7 protein-coding genes are annotated in these 15,118 nt (G+C 31.9%); all 7 read right to left on the bottom strand.

Features of this window, described 5'->3' with window-relative positions:
• Positions 1–155 precede the first annotated feature (155 nt).
• The 7 genes from IPH62_12045 to IPH62_12015 all read right to left on the bottom strand — a co-directional run bounded on the left by IPH62_12045 (position 156) and on the right by IPH62_12015 (position 14,750).
• A complete protein-coding gene (locus IPH62_12045; GenBank protein ID MBK7106004.1) occupies positions 156–791 on the bottom strand; it encodes a response regulator transcription factor in 636 nt (211 codons plus the stop codon).
• A 47-nt stretch (positions 792–838) separates the two neighbouring features.
• Positions 839–4,012, bottom strand: coding sequence for a hypothetical protein (locus IPH62_12040; GenBank protein ID MBK7106003.1), 3,174 nt, complete (start codon positions 4,010–4,012; stop codon positions 839–841).
• A 329-nt stretch (positions 4,013–4,341) separates the two neighbouring features.
• Positions 4,342–8,247, bottom strand: a complete 3,906-nt coding sequence (locus tag IPH62_12035) for a carboxypeptidase regulatory-like domain-containing protein (protein MBK7106002.1) — start codon at positions 8,245–8,247, stop codon at positions 4,342–4,344.
• A gap of 643 nt (positions 8,248–8,890) precedes the next feature.
• Complete coding sequence (locus IPH62_12030) at positions 8,891–9,460, bottom strand: hypothetical protein (protein MBK7106001.1); 570 nt, start codon at positions 9,458–9,460, stop codon at positions 8,891–8,893.
• A 327-nt stretch (positions 9,461–9,787) separates the two neighbouring features.
• Positions 9,788–13,048: a T9SS type A sorting domain-containing protein gene (locus IPH62_12025; protein ID MBK7106000.1), complete on the bottom strand. Its 3,261-nt coding sequence runs from the start codon at positions 13,046–13,048 to the stop codon at positions 9,788–9,790.
• Positions 13,049–13,103: 55 nt separating this feature from the next.
• Positions 13,104–14,090 (bottom strand): T9SS type A sorting domain-containing protein, encoded by a 987-nt coding sequence (locus tag IPH62_12020; protein ID MBK7105999.1) that lies wholly within the window; start codon positions 14,088–14,090, stop codon positions 13,104–13,106.
• 36 nt (positions 14,091–14,126) lie between these two features.
• Positions 14,127–14,750, bottom strand: a complete 624-nt coding sequence (locus tag IPH62_12015) for a T9SS type A sorting domain-containing protein (GenBank protein ID MBK7105998.1) — start codon at positions 14,748–14,750, stop codon at positions 14,127–14,129.
• Positions 14,751–15,118: the final 368 nt, after the last annotated feature.

Below are 15,118 nucleotides of genomic sequence, written 5' to 3'. Positions count from 1 at the left end.
ACAAGTACTGGTTTTTCAATTACTCATTTGCGGTATTTTTAATTTTGGGGAATAGTTAAAAAGCTGCGAGAATTATTGGATTGATAAGAAATTAAACTGGTCGAATTGTTAAATCATTTTTACATATTAAATAATTATTTAAAAAGAATTGAGTTTTATATTAATCTATCTTTGATTGCTTTATTAACAGCTTCAGCACGTGAGTTAACATGTAACTTTTTATAAATATTTTTAATATGCACTCTAACCGTGTGACCACTAATGTAAAGGGAATCTGCGATGAACTTATAATTATCTCCGATACAAAGTTTTTCTAATATTTCCGATTCTCTCTTCGACAATGGGGATTGAGAATTTAAGTGAAAGGAAGAAATTATTCTTCTTGCAATACCAGGACTTATCGGTGAGCCACCTTCTGTTACTTCCTTAATTGAATTAAGTAGTAAAAGAGGCGGTGTTTCCTTCAAAAGATATCCGGTAGCTCCAGCACAGAGTGATTTAAAAATTGATTCATTATCTTCTTGAATTGTTAGCATAATAAAATCCGTTGATGGTAACTTTTCTTTTAATATTTTAACCCCTTCTATTCCACTCATTTCAGGTAGATTTATATCCATCAAAATAACATTAACCGGTTTTTTAATAATTGCTTCCATAGCTGTTTCTAAATCATTATAAGTTTGTTTGCAAGAAAAACCAGGAGACCTATCAATAATTAAAGCAAGCATTTTTCTGATCTCATAATCGTCATCTACAATAGATACTGTAATATCTTTAATATTTTGGTTCATTTTAGTAAATATTATCTTATTTAAAAATGATAAATTATATAAATTTTTCAATTACTCATTTGAGGTATATTACCAATTAGCATTATCGAACTTCCCTCGGTAGGTTTAGAAGTAATTTGCAATTCACATCCTATTTTTTTGGCTCTATTTATCATATTATTTATTCCATATCCTTTTGATTTCATATTTAAATCAAATCCCTTACCATCATCATTTATATGTATGGTGAAAAGATCATTTACAGCAACTTCAATTGTTACTTTTTTTGCTGAAGAATGTTTAATGCAATTATTTATTGCTTCTTTAAAAATCAGCATTATTGCTCTGCGATATTCCATCGGTAAATTAATTTTTTTCATTGGTTCATTTAATCCTATGACATTAAATCGAACATCAGTATAATCAAAAATGGAATTCCCAAAATCTTTAAGCCTGTTTATTGTATCAAACAATGAATCTTTTGTGGGATCTATAACCCAAATGAAATCCCTCATACCAGATGAAAGTTCCTTTGTATTTTCTTCTATTTTTAATAGATATTGATTTAATAAATTATTGTTTTCTACTTCAGTTTTGGCGAGTTCAATAAACAAAGAAATTTTCGTTAGTTTATTTCCGGCTTCGTCATGAAAATCAGCTGCGCTTTGTTTTCTTACTTCTTCTCTTTCTTTAAGTTTTGCTGCCTCAATCTTTGCATGAGTTTCAATTTCTTTTTTTGCAGAATTGATTCTGAATTTTATAAAAAGAAATACTACAAAAAAGAATGAACTAAAATAAATAAGATAAGCATACCAACTCAACCATGGGGGTGGAAAAATGACCAACTTTATTGACATTCCCTTAGTATTCCACTGTTCATCATTATTGGAACCTTTTATGTGAAGTATATATTGTCCCGGATTAAGATTTGTATAAGTCACACTTCTGCGGAATCCTGCATCAATCCAATTATTATCAAATCCTTCAAGCATGTGTGCATATTGATTCTTTTCTGGTAAAATATAATTTAATGCTGCGTATTCGAACGTTATTACATTTTTATCATGTGATAGCTCAATATAATCAGTCATATAAATTGGCTTGGATATCGTAAAAATTTCATCTTTAGAATTATTTTTTAATGGTACAGTTTTATTAAATAATTGAAAGTCAGTAAAACAAATTGGCGGTATGAAATTATTCTGTTTAATACTATCAGGCTGAAAATAATTAAATCCATTTATTCCACCAAAAAACATGATTCCTTGCTTATTTTTAAAATACGAATTTTGATTAAATTCATTGCTTTGCAATCCGTCTTTTTCATTAAAAATTTTTGTAACAATTTCCTTCTTTGGATCAAATCTAATTAATCCCTTGTTTGTACTAAGCCAAAATTTCTGATCATCATCTTCAAGTAATCCATAAATTACTTCATTAGGAAAATTATCAGCTTTACCAAATTGTTTGAAATTAAATTTAATAGAAACATTTTCAGCCTTTTCAAACATTTTTTCCTCGAGTGGAGTAGTCAATTTATTCAAACCGCCAGATGTTCCAATCCATAACTGATGGCTGCTGTCTTCAAATATTGACAGAACAATGTTATTACTTAAGCTATTTGGATCATTAATTTCATTTTTTATATAAATAAATTTTTCACTTTTTCGGTTAAATAAATTTAAACCTCCCGTAGGTGTTCCCAGCCAAAAATTATTTTTGCTATCAATATACATACAATAAACAAAGGAATGTGAGGGTCCGTTTCCATCTATGGAAAATGAATATTGTTTTGTGATTTTGGTATTGGGGTTGAACGCTATCAAACCATCACCTCCAGTTCCAATCCAAAACAATCCCGTTTTGTCTTCTAATATAGATTGAATCCGGAGAGGTATTTTTGATAATTTTATTTCCTTGAATGAAATATCTTTAATTTTATTTGTTTCTGAATAATTAAACATATTAAGTCCGCCGTTACGTGTACCCACCCATATATTCCCAGATTTGTCCTCGTATAATGAAAGTATATAATTTGAATTGATGGAATTTATTTTATTTGCAATATTTTTGAATATAATATTTTTGTTTGTTTTTCGGTTATATGCATTCAAACCATCTGGAGTGCCAAGCCATAAAATTTTATTTCTGTCTTCCAAGATTGGCCCAATACTTTTATGACTGAGTGTATTTTTATTTGCATGTTTAAATTGAACAAGAGTAAAATTTTCAACTAATCTATCGATCTTATTAATTCCGCCATAAGTACCCACCCAAATTATTCCTTCTTGCGATTCATAAAGCGAGACTACATTATTATGTGCCAAACTATATGGATCATTGGGATTGTTGGTAAAATGATTTATTAATCTTCCATCTTTACTATATTGAAATAATCCGTTATTACTTCCTATCCAATAAAATTCTCCGGCAATCAAAATATTATTGAATATTGTTTTTTTCTCGTTTATAAAAGTTGGGCTTTTTATGAGTAATGAAGCATTGTTTGCATTATCAATTTTTACTAGGCCAGCACTACAACATATAAATAACTCATTTCCAAAATTTTTTATATTTAAAATATTCCCAAATTTAATACCTTTCGAATCTGGATAAGCTGAAAAATATTTGAGCTCGTTTGTAATAATGTTTAATTTTATAAGAAATGAATCAATAGCTGCCCAAATAAAATTAGGCGGTTGGATTGCAATAGCACTTATATAAAGATTTTTATTCGATATTATACTGGAACTCTTACTGAAATAATGTTTAAACTTTTTAGTTTTTTTATCAAACTTATTTATTCCAATACCACTGCGAATCCACAATGTTCCTTCAGGATATTCTAAAATTTCGAATATATCATCGCTGGAAATTGAATTTTGATTTTTAAAATCATTTTTAAAGTGAGTAAAAGTTTCTGTTGATGGATCAAATCTTGTTAGACCTCCGCCAAATGTTCCAATCCATAAAATACCATCATTATCTTCATAAATCGACCAGATATAATTATTGCTTAAGGAGTTAGTATTTCCCGATTCTTGAGAAAATATCTTAAAATTATAACCATCGTATCTGTTGAGTCCATCTTGAGTACCGATCCACATAAATCCATGTTTGTCTTGAATGATTGCATTGGCTGTTGTTTGTGAAAGCCCATCTTTAACTGTTAAGTGATCAAATCTAATTTTATTCTGTTGAGAGTTAATTTGGTTATTTAAAAAAGTGAGAGTAATTAACAAAATAGATTTTAACACTTTGGGCAATAGCAAATGATTATTTTTTTTTGCTTTAATAATGGTTTCTCTAGATCTGGAATAATTATAATATATTTTGATTATTGTAATTTCTTCAGTACATATAATTTTTAATGGTTCATTAAATAAATTATGAAAATTCTACTTTAACTAAAAATTAATAGTTGAATTCAAATTTGTAACAGTTCGCTTTCTTGAAAATCCTCTAAGAAGTTTATTAAGAGTAAAAACTCTCGCTTAAATTTAGACGGGTGTTCAATCTTTGTCAAATTAAAAATTCAAAAACATTTTAAATAGTTTCTTCCATTACAGGTTTAATGTAATAAAATCATTTTCTTTACGTCAATATATTTACCTGCTATCAACTTATAAAAGTACACACCGCTTACAAGTTGTGATGCATTAAATTCGACTTTATGTATACCAGCCGGTTTAAATTCATCAATCAAAGTTGCTACTTCTTTTCCTAGAACATCATATACTTTTATTGTTACATGTTTATTAACTGGTATTTGATATCTAATTGTTGTGATTGGATTAAAAGGATTAGGATAATTTTGTGAAAGTGAATATATATTTGGTTTTTCATTCGCACTTTGCACTGAGATGACTGATTTAGCCTCCCATGATGTTGAAACAATATCAATAAAATCATAAGTAACATCTCCAATTTCGTCTGAAATAGTATTTCCACCATATCCACTTGATGTAAAATCTTGGAATGTTTCATTACTGGCTAAGTGATAAGTGTTAGATGAAAATTTGGTATTTTTGCTAATTCCTGTTAACTCTGACCATGATTTAGGAACAGGAATCATTAACAAATTTTTATTTGATTTATCTATATAAAAATTAAAATTATGATGTCGAACTTCACCATTAAGTCCACTCCATTCAATCAATTCAGTATGACAAGCATCTAATAGATTTGATACAAAGGGTAATTCGCCAGGCTGCTTGTAATGCAGAATCGTTATCTCAATTTCGTAACCATTCATTCCAGTTGAGTTGAGGCCATCAACATCAAGATTTATCCCCCAACTGTAGTCGACCCAGTAATCATTCACGTAAGACTGGCTGAATATCAGAGTATCAGGTATGTTTACCAACTCCAATTTAATTAAGATAGTATCATTTTGATTTTTGTATAAATTGAAATTGATATTCTCTGTAATACTGCCTTCAATTACAGTTATTTGGTCTGCTTCGCTTCTGGAATTTTTTTGATCAAACCATTGTTCGGCATAAGTTTCATTAAAATCATAGGCCTTTGCAAAATATTTTCCTGATGCTAAATTAGTTATAATGTAAAAGCCTTCTAGGTCTGTACTTCCAAAACCACTCCAATTCCCTAAACTATCTTCAAGGTTAACATCAATATAACTTAATGGATATCCGGAGTTATCAAATACTCTTCCGGATATACTTCCTGCATTCTGTAAAACAAAATCAATGTTCTCTCTTTTTTCTTCATTTAGGAGTATTATTGGAGTTGCAGAATCGGATGATGAGACCAGATTATACCATTGACGTGCATAACCATAGCTCTCCGCCATAATGTAATAGGTTTTATTAGCTTGCAATTTGGGAGCAATGTAAATACCTTCATTATCTGAATAAGAATAGTTTGTAGGTAAGAAAGTACTATCAGTAATGGTAATCCAGGCCCCAGGTATTACATTATTTTGTTTATCTTTTATAGTTCCCGAAATACTAGCCCCTGATGACAATATAAAATTTGTATTGGGAGTGGTTTGCTTGACAACAACTGAAACTTTTGTTGCGTTTTCGAAGGATGTTGCACCATCATACCATTGTTCGATATATTCATAACTGCTGCTTCTTACAAGATATTTTCCTGTGGCAAGACCTCCTGCTAAATAATAACCTGAATCATTTGTCATGGCGTATGATTTTTGATTGAATAATGAATCAAAAACATCAATTGATACACCAGCAATACCATTCCCAAAATTATCAACAGCTCTGCCTGAAATTGAACCTCCTTTTTCAAGTATAAAATTTATATTTGGAGTATCATAACCCTCAATTACTTGGAAAAAAGTCGCACTATCTTTATTATTAACTTTATCATACCACTGTGGCATGTAAACATTACTTACTCCAAAACTAGCAATTGCAAAAGCACCATATTTTGAAGTCGTTAATTGACTTACAAAATAATTTCCATTTTGATCTGGATACCCATCATATCCGATTGGATACCCAAAAGTATCTATTGCCATAATTACTGCTTGATTTATGGGATTTCCATCTTCGTCTTTTATCTTTCCTGAAAAACTTCCAGATTTCATTAATGCAACATTTTTGGTCTTCATTACACCAGTAATACTAAGTGAGTATTCCGCGTATGGGTAATATCCATCAGCCGATACTTCGAAATGGTATTCTCCATCTATTAAACTCATCCGATAATAGCCGCTATCATTAGAATATTTATTACCATCATACTCGTTATTGTATGCTCTAATCCTAGCTCCTAAAATAGGATCGCCTGTTAAATTATCAGTTATGCGCCCTTTAAGCCCGCCGGAAACCCTTTTAATTTCAAAATTTACATCTGTAGCACCGGGCAATACATTAGTTTTTTCTGGTGTTGATACTAAATAACCTTGTGTAACGAAGGCAGTAACCGTATAAGTTAATTCCTCATTGGAGGAGGTGTAAACTGGTATTTCATAATTCCCGTCAGATGAAGAAAGGACAATAGAATAAAGTGAATTATAATAAGCATCTGCATAAATCGAGATTCCTCCTATGCCACTTGAGTTTAATGTTACCTTACCCGAGATTGTACTATTCGCTTTGAAGATTGTGAAATCTTGCCGAACAATACCTGTTTCCGGTAAATAAACTGTCTCATTTTTATTATCCTCAAGATATTCCCACGCCCAAGCACTTGCAGAAATAACATATTCTCCTTGATTAGTCCCTAATTTGTAATGGCCAACCGAATCTGTATTGGTGAAAATAGTTCTTTCATAATTATTTTCATAAGCACGTATTTGAGCATTTTTTACTTCCAAACCGTATTGATCTCTCACATACCCTTCAATAAATGACGTGGCTGGAGAATAAAAGAAAGTTGCCTCAGTAGTATCGGAGTTTATGTCAACCACCATATTATCATTGTGAGAAACATATCCATTCGTTATCCCAAATGGATCAAGAGTTTGTAAATAAACCTGTTGTGTCTTCTCTCTATCAATAATTATTCTGAATTTGCCCAGTGAGTCTGTGAAAACTTTAATTTCTGGAAAGTACGGTGATCCAGCCATTACCAATAAATTTTTCAACGGGGGGTTTATTGTACCTAATATTAAGGTATCTTTCGGTTTTTGGAGTATTGTAATAGCAGCTGATGAAGCTGACTGAAAATCATTGACTTCAAATATTAATGTACCAAGAATACTTGAAAAACCGCTTTGACTTGTGAACAAATGCTTATATGAACCATTTGCGAGATCTGCATCATTATCACTATTGTCCATAAATAATGCATTATCAGTTAACTTAAAATCATTTACGCTAATTGTACCGTCATTATCTAAATCCAAATAAACATTAACAACTGATGATATATAATTTGAGGCAAATGAAAAAGTAAGAGTAAATGGTTCATGAACTGAAATAGTATCGTGATTTTTACCATTAATTAAAACATTTGAGATCGAAGGTTTCGCCAAATAATTGTTGTTTGGTTTTGGAATAAACGGTGCTTTATAAAATTCTGTTGGCTTTCCAAATAATTTGATATTTTCCAGTTCGATTCTTTCAACATATTTCTTGAGCAATAATTTATTTTCTGCTTGTTTTTTTGTTTCATAAATGTTCTTACTGAGATAGTGTTGATCATTTATTTTTTTTAATTTTTTAATTTTATTATCAAATTGATTCGCACTGAAAGATTTTTTTTCTGTTTTGTAAGTTTTCTTATCAGAAACCTTACTGGTCTGTACATGATACAAATTAGTATTGTGGTCTAACTTAATTAATTCAATTTGATTTGAATTTTTTTTTGATTTTTCTTGTGCTTTAATAAAGTCTGTTAAAATAAAATTGAAAATCAAACTGATTGCCATAAAGTAAAACATCTTTTTAAAGAGGCGGGCTATTTCTTTTAAGTGTTGAGTTTCTATATACTTTAACCCAATAAAATTATAATTGCTCGATAAACCTACTTTATTTTTTGTTTTCATTTTTACATCCTTTAGGTTTTAATAAAAATTGCTTATAGAAAAAATTCTCTCTTTTCAGCATTGGGCTTATCCTAATTAACTAATTATAGTCATAATTCACCATTCATTGCTGCAGCATCATATACTAAGCAAGCTAATTTTTTCTTCCTGCAGCACTCCAATTTGAAAATTCATATTTGAATATTAAAACACACTCACTCATAAACCATCTTAATTCTCTTACATCAAAATCTTGATAATTTCTTGAATCGGCATTGGAGAAAAAGTAACATAAAGTCCGGCAATTTGATTGACACTGTGAAAGCGGCACTCCTATTTATGCATAATTTTCGCTGAGCTTTATTGTTCCCGTTTTTGTTGTATATAGTTGTGACTCAACATTATAGGGCGCAGTTAATTTTGTGCCGTCATTGTTTTTACGGTACCAGAGATTGCAAGCCTGTTTGATCCTAAATCACGATAATTTATATAGTCACTAAAAGATAAATTTGTATAAAAGCATCTTGTAGATCATCTTCGTCTGGTTCGAATTCATCACAAGCGACAAATAAATAGGGAAATATGATTGATAGAACTACAATTGGAAACCCCATAACTGCCTCCTATGTAATTTAAATGATTCTTAATTCTTTCAGATGTCTAGCTAATGCAAACCATAAGCAGCTATAAGAACAACTAATATTGAACCAAATAGCAGAATCCCCGTAGTTGCTAGCAAAGTGATGCCAATAATATTTATCTTATCCACTTCAATCGATTTTATATCACTAATATCATATTTAATTTCGTTTCCGTTTTGCCATAATATGAATCCATTTTCAGTTGTGGAGTTTACTTCAAAATAGTCAGTACTCATAACTCGAATTATATCTCCATTATTCAATAAAATATTATACACCTTACCGTTTTTATCTTGAGTAATAGATTTATATTGTGCAGGGTAAATTTTTCCTTTAAAAGTTTCTGATCGACCATTTGATTTATTATTAAGACTTCCAGATACTAGGATAAAGGGGAAGGTATTTGTAACTAAGGTATGGTGCCAACTTTTGGAATATATTATTCTTCCATCGTTCAGAGTTATTTTGATGTCTTTGTCTTCAATGTTATGGAGTTGAGAAGGATTGACATTGTCAATTGATTGAAAAGAATAACAACCATTTAATTGCAGAATCAAACTAAAGATCAAAGAATATGTGATCACTTTTTTCATTTTTCAACCTTTTTTTTGTTGATTGTAATATCTTTTTTTTCATAAATCGATTTGTCATAAAATTGTAAAAGAATTGTAAAATAGTTGTAAATAATTTTAAGTGTGTAATTTTTCTTACCTATTAAAAGCTTTCATTACTGCCATCTTAAATATTATTAATCACATAGATTTTATTTTTTAAATTATGTTTCGGTGAACAGGTTTTTTACCGTTTAGAGTTTATAAATTGCTGAAAAATATAAACCGCAATAACTACCTTAAAACAGCTGATATTATAAATACTCTTCCGAGAACTGCAATTGATAGGTTTTTATTTATTTTAATATTTTATTTGAGTAAAACCATTTTCTTTACGTCAATATATTTACCTGCTATCAATTTATAAAAGTATACGCCACTTGAAAAATTTGAAGTACAAAATTCCACTCTATGTATACCAGCCGGTTTAAATTCATCAATCAAAGTTGCTACTTCTTTTCCTAGAACATCATATACTTTTATTGTTACATGTTTGTTAATCGGTATTTGATAGCTAATTGTTGTGATTGGGTTGAAAGGATTAGGATAGTTCTGTTCTAATTTAAATTCAGTTGGAAGTATTGATCCTTGCTTATTTTCAATCCCAGTTAGTTTATTTGTTAATGATAATGTGTCGTCAACCGTTCCATCGTTACCTTCATCTACCAATATCTTTAGGTCGGTGTTTGTTACATTATTCCAGTTAGGAGTAATTGTATGTGAACTGTTAGATGTTAACGGAATATTAAACTCTCCAAACCTTCCAATTCCGTTTTCATTTACAAAGTTTAGTTCAATATCATAATCTTTCGCTGAGCCAAACGAAGTAAGTTTTATTTTATTGCTGTCGGGATTTTCTACCTTTACTGAATCATTCTGCGCAAGTTCTATTGAACTGAATGAGAATAGTTTCTCTTGAGTAGTTTCATTCATAATATTGAGAAGACTAATAGTTTTACTCTGCGGATCTGGATTTGTAAAAGATAATCCTCCATCAAAAAATAATCTGTCTGTTTGATTCTGCTCTGCATCAAATCTTTTGTAAGTAAATGATTTGTTGCCTGTGAAGAAGAATGTCTTTACTGTGTCTGAGGTAAAATTGTCAACAATGACTGAGTAATTTTCTGTTGGAAGTGAATACCCATAAGGTGGTGTTTCACTGCCATCCAGATATGTCAATGGAACTGAATTAGGAATTTCGACTAAGATTGAACCATTACTAAAACCAGTAACATTCCCAAGAGCATCGATTATTCTTGTGTTCGCATTTATGTTTGTATAAATCTCCAGTTCATTTGAAGAAAGTACGAATGGAGAAGTGTATCCTTCTGCATGTTTAGGTAATGATGCATTTTTAAGATAAACGTTTGATTCATTTTCCAGCATTAAATATTTCGGTCCGCCCCAATTTGCCCAACCATATAAAGTTGTCCAAGTTCCATTTAATGAGTTTCCTAATGTATCAATCTTTATTATAGCAGGTATTGAGAAAGGATAGCTGTTATCATATACATAAAGATTATATTTATGCTTCATTACTACTTCTTGCTCAAGTTTATAAGGCAATATATTGTGTCCTCCTGCTCCGTTATTATTCCAAATAGATAATGTTCTCGGAGAAACATTATCTTCCTTTAACATCGTTTTAATTTCATTCAAAGTCTGATTTGGAGTTAAAACATTCCATCTGCCAATTTGAGATTGCTGGGAAGGATTTCCAAATTGATGTGTAAATAGCTCGTTTACTACTTTCTTTACACCATCATTGGATAGAACCGTTTTGGGATTTACGAATGGCGGAAAGATACTGTTGTACCTGGTTTGAAATTGTCCTTTATAGGCGAAAGCGAGTGCATTTGATGCAGCAATTCCAAAACATGAACCCTTCCAAGGCTTTTTTACTGCTTCCCATTTTTGCAGTGCTGCAAATTTGTATATATCTGTGACTATACCTGCTATTGTAAAATAACATGCATTAACACCAAATGCATTCACCCATGAAACCCAGTCAGGAAAATTTGAAGAGTTTGCAGAGTCAAAGACATATCCTCCTTGCCACTGTGAATACTGGCTTCCTGTAAATGGATCTACCCCTTGATAGTTGAACTGCTGATACCACGTCAGTGGGAACATATGGGCTTCTAAATTCCAAAATCCCCATTGATCTTCGCTAGGTCTGTAAGGTTCATACTGTCCGCTGCTGTCTCGTGTGAGTATGTAGGGTTTGATCTTAAATACTTCACTAGTATCTGTTATAGTTGTATCAGCCATATCAACTATTCTTATCATACATTTTTTTGATAGTATATTTTTGGGAACATCCCACACATAAATCCCAGTGTCACCATTGGCTATAAAATCTATAATATTAAATGTCTTTCCCGAATCTGCACTATAATCAATCTGCAAGAATTGATTCATCTTCCCACCACCCCATTTGATTGTATCATTTTCACCAGCGATCCATTTTATATTTTTTGTTGGCTTGGTTATTTTTAATTGAGGTAGCTTCGCATACCATGCCTCTGTCATTCCATTGTGTGTTCCTTGTCCAACAATAACTGTTCCAGAACTATCTATTGAGTGTGCAATATCGAGCGTCCAACCCGTGAGATCTAAATCGTAAACATTTTCCAGAACAAATTTGAGATCGCGTGCACCATTGTTTCTATCCCAAATGAATGCGATCCCTGACATTTGACCAACAATAATATCGCCGCTCGCAGATACGTCAAAAGCATTGCTGTTTACTGTTGTTCCCTGTAATAGATCCCACCCTCCTTTGGAAGTCCACCTTGCGGCAATGCTCGGACCATCCGAAATTGTCGAAATAGAGCCAACAATTACTTCCCCATCGTACGATGTTCCATGTGCAATGCTTGAAAAATATCCGCCTGTGCCTAATGACTGAAGTGATCCACCCCCTACACTTCTGAAAGCTTCTGAAAAAATTGGATACTTACAGTAACCAACAATAACATTGCCATCAGCAGATATTGCATAAGCAAAACTATGATTTGCCCCAGGCAGTTTACCAAGGAGTTTTACGCCACTGCTATTCCACATTACTGCTTCAAAAGGATCATTAGGCTCATTAAAATCATGTTTATAAACGCCGACGATTTTTGTCCCATCCGAACATATATCCTGAGCACTAATTTCTGATGCTGGGACACTATTCGATATTGGAGTAAGCGGCGAAACCGTACCTCCAGCCCAACTTACAGCTTTATTAATATTGTTAGGAGTACCAGGCAAACTTGCTTGCCCGACAATGACCGATCCATCACCTGAAACAGCTTGTGCAACGCTATTTATTGAATTTAGATACATAGGCAAAGCTACGAGTCCACCCGTCTCTGTCCATTGAAATGAATAACCCTTATCATAACCAACAACCACTAATCCATTTGCGGAAATATCGTTTGCACGACTAAAGTCTCCGTTTGGCAAATGTCCTAACCCGATGAATCGCGCAGTATCTTGTGCATTCATAATTATCGAAATAAATATAAGATTTGCAATGATTAGCCAATAAAATCTAATTGATTGATTATATCTAGGATTCATCAGCAATTTCTCCTTCCAGTGAAAAAATCTTCAAAGTAACTATTATAACTACTTCTTATCTAAGCAAAATCATTTTCCTAATTTCAGTAAAAGAACCAGTATTGAGTTTATAAAAATAAATTCCGCTTACAAGTTTGGATGCATCAAATTCAGTTTCGTAGCTTCCTGCTAGTTTGTACTCATTCACAAGTGTTGCTATTCCCCTTCCTAGTATATCATAAACTTTTAGTGTTACTAGTTGGTAACTACCTATTGTATACTTAATGCTTGTGCTTGGGTTAAATGGATTTGGATAATTTTGGAAAAGGTTAAATAATTGAGTAGCATTAGAATTATTTTTTACAGAAGTCACACTTGGAACCCAAATAGCCCCACTGATAGTGCCATCGTTATGATTGCTGGTTGCATCGTATGTTATTGTACCCGTTCCTTCGTCAAATTTCCAGTATGCGATTAAACCGGTTTCGTTTCCATTCAAAATTTGGTTCATTGTAGATTGAATTTCGGATTCTGTCCTTGCAACATTCCATATGCGGACTTCATCAATTATTCCTTTAAATGGAGGACTCCAATCAGGTCTTATCGGATTAAAACCAAAATAAAGATTGCGGGTAGAGTTACCGACTCCGCTTCCAACAGCTTTGCTCGTGTCAAATACACCGTTGATGTACAACTTTGCAGTTGAACCATCGTAAGTTGCTGCAACGTGAGTGTATTCATGAATTGGAATGGAAGGAGATGATACGAGCTGTGTTCCTCCGAAAACGTCGTATAAATAAAAATATACCCGATTACCAAAAAATTCAAATTGCTTGCTTTCTGCGAAGTCAGCCCATTTATTAAAAATAAACCCGTTTAAAGTGGTATCTGGATTTATCCACGCTTCATAAGTTACAGCAATTCTTACATCAAATGTTGAATCATATCCCATATCTACATAGTCATTCACACCATCATATTGAAGAGCATTGCCAAACCTTTGAGCTTTTACGTTTAAGCACAATAGAATGTTTAGAACTACAAAGTAGAAAAAAGTTTTCATATATTACCTCCTTAAGAAGCTTTCCTAATTATTTATTTACCTCATTATGATCATCTTCTTAGTTTGAACAAAAGAACCTGCTCTAAGTTTATAAAAGTATACTCCGCTTACAAGTTGTGAAGCATTAAATTCCAATTTATAGATACCCGCTTGTTTATATTCATCAATCAAAGTTGCTATCTCTCTTCCTAGAACATCATATACTTTTATTGTTACATGTTTGTTAATCGGTATTTGATAGCTAATTGTTGTGGTTGGGTTGAAAGGATTAGGATAGTTCTGTTCTAACTTATATTCTGTTGGTAGTAATGATCCTTGCTTATTTTCAATCCCAGTTAGTTTATTTGTTAATGATAATGTGTCGTCAACCGTTCCATCGTTACCTTCATCTACCAATATCTTTAGGTCGGTGTTTGTTACATTATTCCAGTTAGGAGTAATTGTATGTGAACTGTTAGATGTTAACGGAATATTAAACTCTCCAAACCTTCCAATTCCGTTTTCATTTACAAAGTTTAGTTCAATATCATAATCTTTCGCTGAGCCAAACGAAGTAAGTTTTATTTTATTGCTGTCGGGATTTTCTACCTTTACTGAATCATTCTGCGCAAGTTCTATTGAACTGAATGAGAATAGTTTCTCTTGAGTAGTTTCATTCATAATATTGAGAAGACTAATAGTTTTACTCTGCGGATCTGGATTTGTAAAAGATAATCCTCCATCAAAAAATAATCTGTCTGTTTGATTCTGCTCTGCATCGTAACGGTTATAAGTAAATGTTTTATTGCCGGTAAAGAAGAATGTTTCGATTGTATCGCTGGTAAACTCTTCTAAAACTATCGCATAATTATCTGTTGGCAATGAATAACCGTATGGTGGAGTTTCACTGCCGTTAAAAACAATTAGCGGTATGGAGTTGGGAATATCGGCTTTAACACTATCATTATTAAATCCAGTAATGTTACCAACATCATCTATAATTTTAATAGATGCTGTCTTTGGGTTAAGCACTTCAAGTTCTGTTTCTT

The sequence above is a fragment of the Ignavibacteriota bacterium genome (genome assembly GCA_016708125.1).
GTDB lineage: Bacteria > Bacteroidota > Ignavibacteria > Ignavibacteriales > Melioribacteraceae.
This window is presented reverse-complemented; position numbering and strand designations above follow the sequence as displayed.

What these genes read in the sequence shown, in the direction of transcription:
- IPH62_12045 (MBK7106004.1), bottom strand. Translation starts at nt 791, where the DNA reads ATGAACCAAAATATTAAAGATATTACAGTATCTATTGTAGATGACGAT.
- IPH62_12035 (MBK7106002.1), bottom strand. Translation starts at nt 8,247, where the DNA reads ATGAAAACAAAAAATAAAGTAGGTTTATCGAGCAATTATAATTTTATT.
- IPH62_12030 (MBK7106001.1), bottom strand. Translation starts at nt 9,460, where the DNA reads ATGAAAAAAGTGATCACATATTCTTTGATCTTTAGTTTGATTCTGCAA.
- IPH62_12025 (MBK7106000.1), bottom strand. Translation starts at nt 13,048, where the DNA reads ATGAATCCTAGATATAATCAATCAATTAGATTTTATTGGCTAATCATT.
- IPH62_12020 (MBK7105999.1), bottom strand. Translation starts at nt 14,090, where the DNA reads ATGAAAACTTTTTTCTACTTTGTAGTTCTAAACATTCTATTGTGCTTA.
- IPH62_12015 (MBK7105998.1), bottom strand. Translation starts at nt 14,750, where the DNA reads ATGAATGAAACTACTCAAGAGAAACTATTCTCATTCAGTTCAATAGAA.